Origin of the sequence: Halomonas sp. ISL-56, assembly GCF_018612805.1 — a bacterium.
GTDB lineage: Bacteria > Pseudomonadota > Gammaproteobacteria > Pseudomonadales > Halomonadaceae > Vreelandella.
In genome coordinates this window covers 1-15,570 of the sequence record NZ_JAGGRO010000005.1, presented here as the reverse complement: position 1 = coordinate 15,570, position 15,570 = coordinate 1, and the positions used below count along the sequence as shown (strand labels likewise).

Below are 15,570 nucleotides of genomic sequence, written 5' to 3'. Positions count from 1 at the left end.
GTACGCATATGAATATTAGGCACGCTCAGACAGCTTTCAGTAACCCATCTTGCAACGACGCAAACCATAACGACGTTTTTAGAAGCTATGTCGAGCATTTAAGTCGACTGGCCCGAGAAAGGCCCAATGTCCGGGCGCTGACAGTGGTGAACGCTCAAGGCGAAACTACCCTTGACTACGCCACCCTGGAGCGGCGTTCCCGCGCCCTGGCCAGCGAGCTCCAGCAGCGGTTCCCAGCGGGTGAGCGTGCCTTGATCCTGCTGGATAACGATGAGCACTACGTGGTGGCGTTCTTCGCCTGCCTATATGCCGGGGTGATTGCCGTGCCGGTCTTCCCACCGGAATCGGCCAAGCAGCAGCACCTAGCACGTCTGCTAGCCATTGCCGCCGACTCCCAAGCCGCCTGTGTGCTTACCTCTACGACGATTATCGATGTGATTGCCTCGGCAAGCGAAGGCTTCGGTAGTGCCGAATTGATCGCCGTGGATAGCGTAGATGAGGCCCGCGCTGAACACTGGGTCGAACATCGCCCCAAGCGTGGTGATATTGCCTTTTTGCAGTACACCTCAGGCTCCACGGCCGCGCCCAAGGGCGTTATGGTCAGCCATGGCAACCTGATGGCCAACGAGCGTGCTATCGAGACAGGCTTTGCGATTGCTGCCGACGATGTCTTCGTTAGTTGGCTGCCGCTTTATCACGATATGGGCCTGATCGGCGGATTGTTACAGCCCATTTATCGCGGTATTCCTTTGGTATTAATGAGCCCCACCTTCTTTTTGCAGCGGCCGGTACGCTGGCTGGAAGCGATTTCCCGCCACAGGGGCACGATGAGCGGCGGCCCCGATTTTGCCTATCGGCTGTGCCTTGATCGTATTCGCGACGAACAGCTTCAGGCACTCGATTTATCCAGCTGGCGGGTCGCGTTCTCAGGTGCCGAGCCGGTACGCCACGAAACCCTAACTGGCTTTATTGAACGCTTTCGCCCGGCGGACTTCGCCGCTGACACCGCGGCACCCTGCTATGGCTTGGCTGAAGCCACGCTATTGGTCAGCTGTAATTCACGCGGTACAGGCGTGGTGGGTACGGCTTTTTCGCAACAGTCGCTGGCCGAGGGTAAGGCCGCCTCAGCGGTTGAAGGCAACACGCTGGTGGGCTGCGGCACGCCGGAGCTAGGTCATGCAATCGATATTGTTGATCCAGATGGGCTTCACTCCCTGCCCGAAGGCGAGGTCGGCGAGATCTGGGTCAACGGGCCCAGCGTGGCACATGGGTACTGGCAAAACCCCGAAGCCACGGCCAAAACCTTTGTTACCCGGGATGGGGTCAGTTGGCAGCGTACCGGTGCTAGTGATAGCGACGCTCGCGATACCGATGCACAAGGCAATGATGCCCGCTGGCTGCGCACCGGCGATCTAGGCTTTTTGCATCAAGGGCAGCTGTATATCGCCGGGCGTATTAAAGACCTGATCATTCTGCGCGGCAATAACGTCTACCCCCAGGATATTGAGAGCGCTATCGAAGCCGAGGTGGAAGCGGTGCGCAAAGGGCGCGTGGCGGCCTTTGCCGTGAACACGCCGGAAGGCGCCGAGGGGATAGGCGTGGCGGCAGAAGTTTCCCGCGGTATGCAGAAGCTGGTGCCCGCCGAGAAGTTGATCGAGGCACTCAGTGAGGCGGTAGGATCCGCCTGCCATGAGCCGCTTTCTGTCGCACTACTACTCAATCCCGGCGGCCTTCCTAAAACTTCCAGCGGCAAGTTACAGCGCAGCGCCTGCCGTCAAGGCTGGGAGGCGGGCAGTCTGGACGCCTACGCCATTCACGCCTTTGGGCATTTTGTCAGCGGTGGCGATGAGGACGCCAGTGAGGGAAAGGCATCGCAATCTAGCACAACAGTTGGGAGCGAAACGGAGCAGACGTTAGCGACGCTCTGGCGCCAAGTGCTGGGAGACAACAAGGAAACGCCACTGGGAAGCAATGTTCACTTCTTCGCCAGTGGGGGTAATTCTCTGGCGGCGGTGCGACTAGCCGCTGCCATCAGTGATCACTGGGGCGTCGAGCTATCGCTGCATGCGCTGTTCGAGCAACCGCGCTTGTCTGCCATGGCTAAAGCTATCGAAGCACGTCTGGCAGCATCATCGGATCAACGGGCGCTGGCCATCCCCCGTCTTGACGATGATCAACGTCAAAGCGATATACCGCTGTCAGAAGGGCAGCGTAGCCTATGGCTTACATGGCAGCTCGATCCCCAGAGTGCTGGTTACAATATGGCGGGGGCACTGCACTTCAAGGGGGAGGTGGATTTATCGGCGCTCAATGCAGCGCTGGAGGCCCTGGTTCAGCGACATGATATTTTGCGTACTTACTACCCCTTGAGTGAGGCAGGAGAACCTGTTCAGCGGCTAGCGCAGGACTGGAGTCTTGAGCTGATCTGTAACGAAATACCCGGTGATACCGCGGATGAACAGGAGCAGGCACTGCATGACGCACTCACCAAACTAGCGCGGCAACCTTTTGATCTTGAACTGGCGCCTCCCTTAAACGTCGCCCTCTACCGCTTGTCCACAGAGCACCATGTGTTAGCTGTCGTGCAGCACCACATTGCTGGCGATGGATGGTCAGTACAGGTGCTCATCGATGATCTATGCGCACTTTATGAGGGCGCCTGCACACAGCGAGAAGTCAAACTTGCGCCACTGCCAATACAGTTCGCAGATTATGCGGTTTGGCAGCAGTGTCAGCAGCGTAGTAGTGAGCAACATAGTAGTGAGCGAAACAGCAGTGAGCGACAGAGCCAACTTGCTTACTGGTGTGAACGCCTCTCCGGGGATCATCCCCCGCTAGCATTGCCTTTGGATCGTCCACGCCAAACGCTGTCCGCACCGAGCGAAGGCCAGCTGCGCTTTACGCTTCCTCGTGAGTTGAGCGAGCAGCTACGTAGCCTATCCCGTGAACGAAGCGTTTCGCTCTACGCCGTGATCTTGGCACTATTAAAGCTGACACTGCATCGCTTTAGCGGTGAGACAGATATCAAAGTAGGCGCTCCCATTGCCAATCGCCATAAAGCCGAACTCCAGGGCTTGATTGGTTACCTTATCAATGTCGTTGTGCTGCGCACTCAGATTGATCCCACTAAAAACTTCGGACGTTTATTAGATGAGGTTAACGCTACCCTGATCGATGCCCAGCTGCATCAAGAGGTACCTTTCGATCAGTTGGTGGAGGAACTGCAGCTCGAACGGCAACCGGGTGTGCATCCACTGTTCCAAGTGAAGTGTACTCAACAGGAAATGTGGCAGGTGGAGCACCACGTGGCTGGCCTGACCGTTCAAGCCGAGCAGGTGTTCACGGGCATTGCCCACTTCGATCTGAGTCTCGATTTTTGCGATGAGCCTGAGGGAATAACAGGCCTATTCGCTTACTCCGCGGAGCTATTCGATGCCACCACGATTGAGCGCTTCTGCCAGGCATTCCAATGCCTGGCCGAGCAGATCATCGCTGATCCGCAGTCTCAAACAGAGATGCTGGCGCTACCCGAGCCTATCTCCGTGCTGGAAGGCAACCAACGCGAATGTCTTGCTCAGGATATACCCACCCTGCTGTCGAAAGCGGTGGCAGCTAATGCTGATGCGTCAGCCGTAGACGATGGGCAATACCGTTATACCTACGCCATCCTGGATGCCCAAGCTCAGCGTCTGGCCCAGGCACTGGTCGCACAGGGCGTCGGCCCCGAGGTGCGTGTTGCCATTCACGCCGAGCGTTCGTGTGAATACATACTTGGTATTCTTGCTGTACTCAAAGCAGGTGGGTCCTTCGTGCCCCTGGATCCGCAACTGCCAACGGAGCGTTTGGCCTATCAATTGGCTGACAGTGGCGCCCGTTTGCTGCTAAGTAGTACGGCTTGCGCCTGGAGCGATGACGTTCCGGTAATGGCGCTGGCGTTTGCCGATGATATTCCTGCGTCAGTTGAACACGAACTGCCCGTCATCCATCCCCAGCAGACCGCCTATGTGATCTATACCTCTGGCTCCACGGGCAAGCCCAAGGGGGTAGCGGTCAGTCACGGTGCGCTGGCCAATTACGTGCAGGGCGTTCTGGAAGCGCTGGCGCTACCAGAAGGTGCCCGCAACATGGCAATGGTGTCGACGGTAGCGGCGGATCTGGGGCATACCGTGCTGTTTGGTGCCTTGTGCACCGGGCGTACCTTGCATCTTATTTCCCCCGAGTGCGCCTTCGACCCAGATGCCTTTGCGGCTTATATGCGCGAACAGCAAGTGGATGTGCTCAAAATTGTGCCTAGCCACCTGCGGGCGCTGCTGAGTGCGGCAACTCCGGCCGATGTACTTCCCCACGAGCGCCTGATCCTGGGCGGCGAAGCGACCGACTGGGCGCTACTGGCGCGTATCGCCGAACTCAAGCCAACCTGCCAGGTGCTTAATCACTACGGCCCTACGGAAACCACGGTCGGTATTCTCACCCAGCAAGCCGACATAGCCGATCGAGCTGCCAGCACCCTGCCGATCGGCAAACCGCTGGCCAATGCTCAGGCCTATGTGCTCGACCCCTGGCTTAATCCGGTGCCGAAGGGCGTTGCCGGCGAGCTCTACTTGGGTGGCCCTGGGTTGGCTCAAGGTTATCTACAGCGGCTGGGGCAAACAGCGGAACGTTTCGTCGCCAGCCCCTTCCATGCGGGGGAGCGACTCTATCGCAGCGGTGACCGTGTGCGCCAACTGGCCGACGGTAGCCTGGAGTTCTTTGGCCGTGTGGATGATCAGGTCAAGATTCGCGGTTATCGGGTAGAGCCGAGCGAAATCGCTGCCCTGTTGCGTGATCAATCGTGCATCGCGGAGGCTGAGGTGATTGCACGAGAAAACGAGGAAGGCCGCGCGCAACTGTATGCCTACGTGGTTATGGCAGCCGGGAGTGATGTCGATGACGCCGCGTTACTCGCGCAGCTTGGCGAACGTGTGCCTGACTATATGGTGCCCAGCGCCATAGTACGGCTGGAGGCTCTGCCGCTAACCGCCAATGGGAAGTTGGATCGCAAGGCGCTGCCCGAGCCGGTGCAAACTGGTGGTGGCAAAGCCTTTGAAGCTCCCCAGGGAGAAGCCGAGGAGGCGTTGGCAGCGGTTTGGGCTGACGTGATCGGCTGCGAGCAGGTGGGGCGTAACGACAACTTTTTCGAGCTGGGGGGCGACTCCATCCTTAGCCTGCAAATCGTCGCTCGCTCGCGCAAGCGGGGCTACAAGGTAACACCCAAGCAACTGATGGAAGGGCAGACCGTTGCAGCCGTGGCGGCGATGGCCACGCCCCTGGCGGCGGCCGCACCTAAACAAGTGGCTGTGCCCGATAAGGTGGCTCCCTTTGCACTGTTGCCGGTGCAGCGCTGGTTCTTCGAGCAGAACTTCGCCGAGCCACACCACTGGAATCAGTCGTTGATGCTGGAAGCGGCCAGTGATGTAGATGCCGCGCTGTTACGGCGTGCCATGGAGGCAGTGGTCGATCTCCATGGCGCTTTGCGGCTGCGCTTTGAGCGCGTTGGCGACAGCTGGCAACAAGCCTATGGCAAGCTAGCCGACGATCTCTTCGAGCACTTGGATTTAAGCGATCATGCGGATCCGGCGCAGGCCATCACTCAGGCCGCCGATGCTGCACAGCGCAGCCTAAGCCTGGCGCGGCCGTTCCGTGCCATCTGGATGGCACTGGGAGGCGAGCATGGCGGGCGACTGCTGTTAGTGGCTCACCACCTGGTGGTAGACGGCGTCTCGTGGCGCGTGATTCTCGACGACCTGCAAACGGCCTACACGCAGTTAAGTGCAGGCAAGACAATCGACCTACCACCGGCAACCACCTCGCTAGATGAATGGACGCACGCCCTGGCCGACTACGCCACATCGGAGGCGTTGGCTGAGCAACGCCCCTATTGGGAAAGTCTCGTCAAAGAGCCAGAGCCTAGCCTACCGGCACAGAATCTCCAGGGCAGCAACACCGTTGCCGATACCGCATCGCTCGTTGGCAGCTTGTCTACCGAGGCGACCACGCAACTGCTGGGGCCGGTGCATAAAGCCTACCGCACCCAGGTGGATGACCTTCTCCTCACTGCGCTGTCGAGTGCCCTATGCCAATGGGCGGAACGAGACAGTGTACTGATCGAACTGGAAGGCCATGGTCGCGAAGACCTGTTCGACGGTGTCGACCTCAGTCGCAGCGTAGGTTGGTTCACTTCCCTCTACCCGGTTCGCCTGACGCCGGGTAATGCAGAGCCTGCTACGAGCCTAAAAGCAATCAAAGAGCAACTTCGCCAAGTGCCTGACAAGGGGCTCGGCTACGGCGTGCTGCGCTATTTGAAAGAAGAGCCCGCGCTGGTGGGTGGCGCCTACCCCCAGGTCACTTTCAATTATCTAGGTCAGTTTGACCGCTCCCTGCAGGGCGATGCGGCTTGGCAGCTCGCCAAAGAGAACGCCGGGCAGCCCCGCGCACCGCAAAGCGAGCGCCGTACCTGGATTGAGGTAGTGGCCTGGGTTCAGGAGGGCCAGCTGCGCTTTGACTGGAATTACAGTCGTGAGATTCACAGTGAGGCAGCGATGCATGCCTTGCAAGCAAGCTTCCAAGCGCAACTAGAGGCATTGATTGAGCATTGTGACAGCGGCGTTCGTGGTACTACGCCATCGGACTTCCCGCTGGCGGGGCTGAGTCAAGCGCAGTTGGACGGTTTGCGATTGGATGCCACCAATGTTGAGGACATCTACCCGCTGGCACCGATGCAGCAAGGGCTGCTATTGCATACTCTGCTCAATCCAGGCGCGGGTATGTACATGATGCAGGATCGCTACCGGTTTGCTTCGCCGATTGATGTCAACGCTTTCGAGAAAGCTTGGCAGCGAGTCGTCGAACGGTATGAGGTGCTACGTACAGGATTCGTCTGGCAAACCGAAGACATGCAGTTGCAAGTGGTGTATCGGCACGTCCCTTCGCCAGTGGAATATATCGATTGGCGCGGCATTGACGAGAGTGAGGCCGATCATCGCTTATCGGTGTTATTGCGTCAGGAACTTGATGATGGCTTCGATCTGGAACGGCCACCTTTGCTCAAGGTACGTCTTATCCAATTGGCGGAAAACCTGTTCTACGTCGTACAGAGTTTCCACCATATTCTGATGGATGCCTGGTGCCGCTCCCTGTTGCTCAGTGATTTCTTCCACTACTACGATGCCTATCGCCTAGGCACGAGTTACGAATTGACGCAACCAAGACCGTATCGTGATTTTATCGCTTGGTTGCAGCAACAGGATGCCAATGTGCTCCGCAACTATTGGCAACATGAGCTTGAAGGTTTCGATGAGGTAACGCCGATTCCTTATCTTAAACCGCACGGTTCGCTCGACAGTGTTGCCACGGTGGCCGATGTATTCTCCTCTCTCTCTCTCAATGAGAGTGCAGGGCTACAGAACGTCGCCCGGCAGCATCAATTGACGGTCAATACGATCGTACAAGGGGCATGGGCACTGCTGTTAGGGCGGCTTTCCCAGGTGGATGACATCCTATTCGGCGTGACAGTAGCTGGGCGTCCGCTAGAACTGGAGGGCATACAGGAGACGATGGGGCTGTTTATCAACACGATTCCTCTACGTGTGTCAGCGCCTTCGCCGCAAACATCTGTCCTTGATTGGCTGCATGGGCTATTGGCGAAAAACCTGGAGATGCGTCAATACGAGCACCTGCCGCTAGTGGAAATTCAATCGCTAGGAGAAGGGCTACAAGGGCGCAGTCTATTCGATAGCCTCTTTGTATTCGAAAATGCGCCGATAGATGCCAGCATCACGGAGAAAATTGAAGATCTTCATGTGTCCATCAAGGGTAACCGCACCCACACCAACTATCCTTTGACCGTAGTGGTTGTGCCTGGTGAGCAATTGATGTTGCAGCTCTCCTATGACGCCCGAAAGTTTGACGACTCCGAGGTCGAGAGACTTCTCTCTGGCTTCCGTCAGATCCTCTTGCACATTATTGAAAGGCCTGACGCTCCCTATCATGAATTGGACGTACTGCCTGTAGTTGAGATGGAGGCGCAGCGAGCACAATGCAGAGGGCCATCGGTTGCTTATCCCTTTGATCAAGGCTATATCGACCTGTTCCGCGAGCAGGTACGGATGCATCCACACCAAGTTGCCGTTCGCCATCAGGGAGACACACTCACTTATGATCAGCTAGAGGCCACCTCCAATCGCATTGCCCAAGCACTCCGGCAAGTCGGGGTGAAGAAGGATGACGTCGTAGCCCTGCATGCCGAGCGTGGCTTGGCGTTACCGAGCATGATTCTAGGTACATTCAAGGCTGGCGGTGCGTATCTAGCGCTGGATACCCGGCTTCCTGATCAGCGTATCGCCGATATGCTGACGTCCAGCCGAGCAGCGGTTCTGGTTGTCACCGCTGAGCAAACACCTCATCTCGAAGCTGTGCTTGCATCCATGCCCAACCCGCCGCGGATGATAGTGTTCGAGGATCTCGTCACGGCGGAAGGGCTAGAGGGGGATGTCACCGTATCGGTGCACCCTGATCAGGCTGCCTATGTCATCTATACCTCCGGTTCGACCGGTGAACCCAAGGGCGTAGTTGTTAGCCATCGTGGCATGCTCAATAACCAGTTGAGCAAGGTTCCCTACCTGGCTCTGTCGGCTAGCGATGTCATTGCCCAGACCGCAGCGCTTAGTTTCGATATCTCCGTCTGGCAAACGCTGGCGGGGCTGTTGTGTGGTGCTTGCATCGAGGTCGTGCCTGATGAGATTGCACGTGATCCCAGTGCGCTGCTCCTTTATGTGCGCGACAACGGCGTCACGGTAATGCAAAGCGTACCTGCAGTGATCCAGGGAATGTTGAACACTGCCCCAGTCGACCTGCCAGCACTGCGCTGGCTGCTGCCCACGGGTGAAGCCTCCACCTCCGAGCTAGTGCGCCAATGGTTTGAACGCTATCCGGAGATCCCATTGGTCAATGCCTATGGCCCTGCTGAATGTGCCGATGATGTATCCCTGCACTTGCTGCGTAGCGACGATAACGAGCACGTAGCCGTGGTGCCGATCGGCAAACCGGCCGATAACACCCAGTTAATCGTCCTCGACAATCAACTGAACCCGCTACCAACCGGGGTGAGTGGCGAACTATATGTCGCCGGTGTCGGTGTTGGGCGGGGTTACCTGAACCAACCGAAGCTGACGGCGGAGCGCTTCGTGCCCAACCCGTTTGCCGATGTCCCTGGGGAGCGGCTTTACCGGACTGGCGATCTGGCCCGCTATCGCACCGATGGGGCGCTTGAATACATCGGGCGCACCGATCAACAGGTCAAAATACGGGGCCAGCGCATTGAGTTGGGTGAAATAGAGTCTCGGTTGGTGAAATTCGATGTAATACGAGAAGCGGCAGTGGTGGCCCAGGAAGGGCCGGGAGGAGCCAGGTTGGTAGCTTATGCCGTCGCCCAGGCATATGAATCGATCGATGCGACCGAGCTACGCGAACGTCTGGGGCAGGTATTGCCGGACTATATGGTGCCAAGTGTGGTGGTGATGCTCAATGTTTTGCCACTAACGCCCAACGGCAAGGTGGATCGTAAGGCATTGCCCGAGCCTGACTTCGCTAGTAGCTCGCAATACGTGCCGCCCCAAGGTGAGACCGAAGAGACGCTGGCGGCGATTTGGAGTGAGGTGCTGGGTGTCGAACGGGTGGGTCGACACGACAACTTCTTCGAGTTAGGGGGGCATTCGCTACTGGCCCTTAGAGTGCAATCTAGAGTGGAAGAACATTTCGATATACGCCTCCCTCTCCGCAGCTATTTCGAACACGCTACTTTAGTCGCAATGTGTGGACTCATTCAGGAAAGCAGGGGAGGTGCGAAAGAGAAGGAGAGCGCACAACTCGAAAAGATGGCAGCGCTATTAGACGGTATGGAGAGCTGATATGGAACCCAATAAACACACGATTGCAGAGCGCTTCGCACACCTGCCACGAGACAAGCAGAGCGTATTTCTTGAGGCATTAAGGCAACAGGATATCGACTTTTCGACGTTACCAATCGTGCCGAGAAAGGAGCAGGAGAGTAGCGAGCTTTCCTACGCGCAAATGCGCCAATGGTTTCTCTGGCGCATGGATCCTCAGAGTAGCGCTTACCATATTAATGGTGCTCTTACCCTCAAAGGAACGCTCATCCCTGAAGCGTTGAGAGATAGTTTCACCGCCATAGTGTCCCGTCATGAGGCACTTCGCACGGTGTTTCGTGATGATAGTAAGGGTGGGGCGATGCAAGTGGTGCTGGCAGAGAGTAATTTTGCATGGCACGAGATTGATCTAAGTCATATGCCGAAAGATAAGCGCGAAATGGCAATAGAGAATCAGGTTGCTCGGCTTTGCAATGAACCTTTCGATTTGGAGCAGGGGCCGCTCTTGCGGGTGGGGTTCCTGCACTTGGCCAATGAGGAGCACTTGCTGGTAGTGGTGATGCATCACATCATCTCCGATGGTTGGTCGATGCAGTTAATCATTGATGAGTTTTCTGCAGGCTACTGTGCTCGGGTGACAGGAGAGGCCTGGCAGCCAGCCGCCTTGCCGATCCAGTATGCCGATTATGCGCTATGGCAGCGTCAATGGATGGACGCGGGTGAGAAAGAGCGCCAACTCGCTTACTGGCAGGCGGAACTGGGTGGCGAACACCCAGTGCTGCAGTTGCCGACCGATCGCCCGCGGCGCAACGATGGACATTATCACACTGCGCGTCACCACCTGGCACTTCCAGAATCGCTGGTGAGAGGATTGCGTCAACGAGCTCAGGCTCAGGGAGCTACCCTTTTTATGGCGCTACTGACGGGGTTCCAGACACTGTTGTACCGCTATACAGCGCAGGAAAATATTCGGATAGGCGTGCCAATCGCCAATCGGCATCGTACAGAAACCCAAGGAGTGGTAGGGCTTTTTGTCAATACTCAGGTGATGTGCAATCAGTTAACTGGTCGCCTGAGCTTGGGCGAGGCGCTAGAACGGGGGAAACGTGCGGCGCTTGGTGCGCAAGAGCATCAAGATCTACCTTTTGAGCAGTTAGTAGAAGCGCTGCAGCCGGAGCGCAGTCTAAGCCACACCCCACTATTCCAGGTGATGTTCAATTACCAGCAGCAGGATCATGGTGCGCTGAAGGTACTACCAGGATTGGAACTAAGCACCTGGCCATTAGAGAAGAAAGAGGCGAAATTCGAGCTGACGCTAAATGTGGAGGAGTGTACTGATGGTAGCTTGGAGGCAAGTTTTATTTATGCAGAAGAGCTGTTTGATTCAACCTCCATTGGGCGAATGGCGCGCCATTATGTTGTTTTTTTAAAGGCGCTGGCAGAGATGCCAGAACATGCGTTAAGTGATATCGAACTGCTGGATAAGAACGAATGGCTTCAAATGAAGGAATGGGGAGGTAGTACACAACGATACCCCGACGTTCTAACTATTCACCACCTAATTGAGTGCCAAGCAGCGGCAGTCTCCGATACCGCAGCACTAGTATTTGAAGACCAGTCACTCAGTTACGCAGAACTCAATATTCGCGCCAACCGCTTGGCGCACTATCTAATTGCTTTGGGCGTAAAACCTGATACCCGAGTGGGTATTGCCGTTGAGCGCTCAGTTGAGATGGTGGTGGGGCTACTGGCTATTCTCAAAGCGGGTGGTGCTTATGTGCCGCTGGATCCGGACTACCCCGCCGAACGGCTAGCTTATATGGTCGAAAGCAGCGGCATCATTATGTTGATCACCCAGCAACACTTACGTGAGACGCTGCCGGTAAATGATGGGTTGAGCATTATTGAGCTGGATCGCCTAGATGTAGCGCAACATGCTTCTACCAATCCGGAAGTGGTACTACATAGCGAACATCTAGCCTACGTGATTTACACCTCGGGCTCTACTGGACGACCTAAGGGGGTTGGGGTTACGCATGGTGCTCTGAGCAATTATACGGAAGGAGTTCTGGAGGTTTTAGCGCTATCTGATGATGTTCGTAGTTTTGCAATGGTGTCGACCATAGCCGCGGATTTAGGCCATACCATGCTATTCGGTGCCTTGTGCAAGGGGCGAACTCTTCATTTGATTTCATCTGATAGCACCCTTGATCCAGACGCTTTTACTAGATACATGCACGAGCATGAAATTGATGTCCTCAAAATAGTGCCTAGCCATTTGCGCGCACTAATGAGTGTAGAAAATCCATTAAATACATTGCCGCGAAGGTGTTTGGTTCTTGGCGGGGAGGTAAGCGATTGGTCTCTGGTTAACTGGATCTCAGACCTAAATCCATCTTGCCAAGTTGTTAACCATTATGGCCCCACTGAGACAACTGTCGGAGCTTTGACACAAATACATGAAGGCGGTGATCAGCGAGCATCTACGCTACCGATTGGCGCCCCCTTGCGTAACATGCAAATTCGAATTTTTGACCCTTGGATGAACCCCGTGCCTCAAGGAGTAAACGGTGAACTTTATCTAGGAGGGGCGGGGTTGGCCCGCGGTTATCTGGGGCGCCTTGATATGACGGCGGAACGATTTGTAGCTGACCCCTTTGGTGAAGGAGAACGACTATATCGCACCGGCGACAGTGTGCGGCAGTTGCCAGATGGAAGCTTGGAGTTCCTTGGCCGTATAGATGATCAAGTTAAAATCCGAGGTCATCGTGTGGAATTGGGGGAAGTACAAGCGCAGTTGTTATTGCAACTGGCGATCCGCGAGGCGGTGGTGGTCGCCCAAGAAGGCACCAATGGCTCTAGATTGGTGGCCTATGTGGTTCCCCAGGCCGACAGTGAACTCGACAGCACCTCACTACGTGAGGTGCTGGGGCAACGACTGCCGGACTATATGGTGCCGGGCGTCGTGGTTACGCTTGATGCACTGCCGTTGAATGCCAACGGCAAAGTAGACCGTAAGGCGTTGCCCGAACCGGATTTGATCAGTGGCTCGCAGTACGAGCCGCCTCAGAGCGAGGTGGAAGAAGCGCTAGCGGCGATTTGGTCACAGACACTTGGCATCGAAAGGGTGGGCCGCCGCGACAACTTCTTCGAGCTAGGTGGCCATTCGTTACTGGCTCTGAAAGTGTTGGAGAAAATGCGGCATCGGGGGCTAACGGCGCAGGTACGCACGCTGTTTCAATTCCCAGAGCTGGCGGCCTTCGCCCAGGTACTGATGCAGACATCAGAGCGGCAGGAAATCATTATCCCGCCCAACCTCATTCCAGATGGCTGCTCGGCAATCCAGCCCGAGATGTTGCCTTTGCTTGAGCTTAATGGTGAAGAGATTAGCGTCATCGAAGCGGCAGTGCCGGGCGGCGCCAGAAATATTCAGGATATCTACCCGCTGGCACCCCTGCAGGAGGGGATGCTCTTCCACCATCGGCTGCAGGAGAAGGGCGATGCCTATGTGACCCAACATTTGCTTGGCTTCGACAGCCGAGAACGGCTAGAAGCCTTTATTGCCGGTTTTAACCAGTTGCTTGCCCGCCACGATATCCTGCGTACCGCCGTGCTTTGGGAGGGCTTACGAGAGCCGGTGCAGGTGGTATACCGGCATGCTGAGTTGGAGCTTGAATGGTTAGAATTGGATCATGTTTCTTCGCTTTGTGTTGTCGAACAACTGAATGCTGAGGTGGATCCTGATTATCATCGCCTCGATGTGCGCCAAGCACCGATGCTGCGAGCGGTAGCCGCATACGATGCCGAGCAAGGGCGATGGTTGCTACAGTTACCTAGCCACCATCTAGTCATGGATCACATTACCCTTGAGCTACTGGTGGAAGAAATTTCCCTAATCCAGCAAGGCCGCGAAGATGCGCTACCTCAACCCCTCCCATTCCGCAATTTTGTTGCTCAGGCCCGACTAGGGGTAAGCCAGGAAGAGCATGAAACCTTTTTCCGTGAGCGGTTGGGCGATGTTGAAGAACCGACAGCACCCTTCGGGCTACTAGACGTTCGTGGCGATGGCAGTGAGATAGAGGAAGTACGCCTTCCTTTGCCAGCGGAACTGGCCCAGCAAGTGCGCCAGCAGGCGCAGCGCCATGGTGTGAGCACGGCCAGCCTGTTCCATCTGGCCTGGGCCTTGGTGCTAAGCAAGACCATCGGGCGGGACGATGTGGTGTTCGGCACCGTGCTGTTCGGCCGCATGCAGGGCATCGAGGGTGCCGAGCGGGCGCTGGGGATGTTTATTAATACGCTACCCGTGCGTATCAAAGTGGGGGCTCAAGGTGCCGATAAGTGCCTGCGCCAAACCCACGAAACTCTATCGGCACTGCTGCATCATGAACATGCCAGCCTTGGCCTTGCGCAGCGCTGCAGCGGGCTACCTAGTGGCATGCCGCTTTTCACCAGTCTGCTGAACTATCGTTACAGCTCTCCCCAACAAGAGGGAAATCCCACCCATTCCTGGGAGGGGATGGAAGTGCTGGGGGCCCAGGAGCGTACCAACTACCCAATTGGTATGGCGGTGGACGACCTCGGAGAGGGCTTCCAATTAGTAGGGCAGGTGAGCCGCACGATTGGTGCACAAAGGTTATGTGATTACATGGAAGCCGCTGTAGCGGGCATCGTAGCAAGTCTGCAACATACGCCGCAGCAAGCGATAAGTGAGATCAGCCTGCTAGGTAGAGATGAGCGGCAGCGGTTGAGTGAGTGGGGAGTGAATTTATACCAACATGCCGATACTCAGCCAATGCATCAATTGATCGAGCGTCAAACTGCGGCAGCTCCAGAGGCCACGGCAGTAGTATTTGACGATCAGTCTCTCAGCTATAGCGAGCTTAATACCCGTGCCAATCGTCTGTCCCACTATCTGATCGGGCTAGGTGTGCGCTCCGAGACCCGAGTGGGTATCGCCATGGAGCGCTCCATCGAAATGGTGGTAGGGCTGCTGGCGATTCTCAAAGCGGGGGGCGCCTATGTGCCGCTGGATCCCGAGTATCCCTCGGAGCGGTTGGCGTTCATCGCCGAAGATAGTGGTATCGAGCTGCTGCTGACCCAGCACCACTTGCGCGCGTCCTTGCCGGTAGCGGATGGCCTAAGCGTTGTTGAGTTGGATCGGCTAGATGTTGCGCATCACGCTTCTACCAATCCAGCGGTGACGCTGCACGGCGAGCACCTCGCTTATGTGATTTACACCTCAGGCTCCACCGGGCGGCCCAAGGGCGCTGCCATCCGCCATGATGCCCTGACCAACTGCATGGTCTGGATGCAGGAGACCTACCAGCTCACCGATACCGATGCCGTACTGCATAAGGCGCCGTTCGGGTTCGACGTCTCGGTTTGGGAGATTTTCTGGCCGCTGAGTGTTGGGGCACGTTTGGTGATAGCCCAACCGGGCGACCATCGAGATCCAGAGCGCATCATCGAGCTGATCCAGCGGCACGGCGTTACCACGCTCAACTTTGTGCCCTCAATGCTAAAGGCCTTCTTGGCCTATCCCGATGTTAAGACCAAGACGCGGCTCAAGCATATTATGTGCGGTGGTGAGGCCGTTCCAGCCACGCTGCAGCAAGATGTGGCTGAATGTCTCGACGGTGCCCACCTG

Annotated in this window: 2 protein-coding genes; both read left to right on the top strand. The window is 56.5% G+C overall.

Annotated elements, in window-relative coordinates; genetic code table 11:
• The first annotated feature begins 8 nt into the window (after nt 1–8).
• The gene (locus J7J49_RS03635; protein WP_215090281.1) at nt 9–9,944 is read left to right on the top strand and encodes a non-ribosomal peptide synthetase; all 9,936 of its coding nucleotides are present in this window, start codon (nt 9–11) and stop codon (nt 9,942–9,944) included.
• A gap of 1 nt (nt 9,945) precedes the next feature.
• A partial coding sequence (locus J7J49_RS03630) for a non-ribosomal peptide synthetase (RefSeq protein ID WP_215090279.1) occupies nt 9,946–15,570 on the top strand: 5,625 nt, incomplete at its 3' end.

Excerpts from the sequence above, each read along its gene's own strand:
- J7J49_RS03635 (WP_215090281.1), top strand. The coding sequence starts at position 9 with ATGAATATTAGGCACGCTCAGACAGCTTTCAGTAACCCATCTTGCAAC.